The sequence below is a fragment of the Streptomyces sp. BE303 genome (assembly GCF_036290945.1).
Lineage (GTDB): Bacteria > Actinomycetota > Actinomycetes > Streptomycetales > Streptomycetaceae > Kitasatospora.
Map to the genome: position 1 here is coordinate 1 of NZ_JAQYWZ010000584.1, position 214 is coordinate 214.

A 214-nucleotide genomic window follows, 5' to 3' on the forward strand; every position below is an offset into this window, starting at 1 on the left:
CGGTGGTTCTGGTCACCGAATGACACGGGAACGAAGCCGATCTCCACCCTGGTGCGCAACCTCGTCACGAACAGCGCCTACAACACCAACGATCTGCTCAATGTCGGCCCCCGGCCGGACGGCACCCTGGTACCCGTCCAAGAAGCGGCTCTCACCACTATCGGGCAGTGGATGAACACCAACGGCGCCTCGATCCACGGAGCGTCCAGCAGTC

Annotated in this window: 1 protein-coding gene; it reads left to right on the forward strand. The window is 63.1% G+C overall.

Going from position 1 to position 214, the window contains the following annotated elements; translation table 11 throughout:
- Positions 1-214 (forward strand): alpha-L-fucosidase (locus PUR56_RS43410; RefSeq protein WP_443034488.1); only part of this gene is annotated, 214 nt, incomplete at both ends.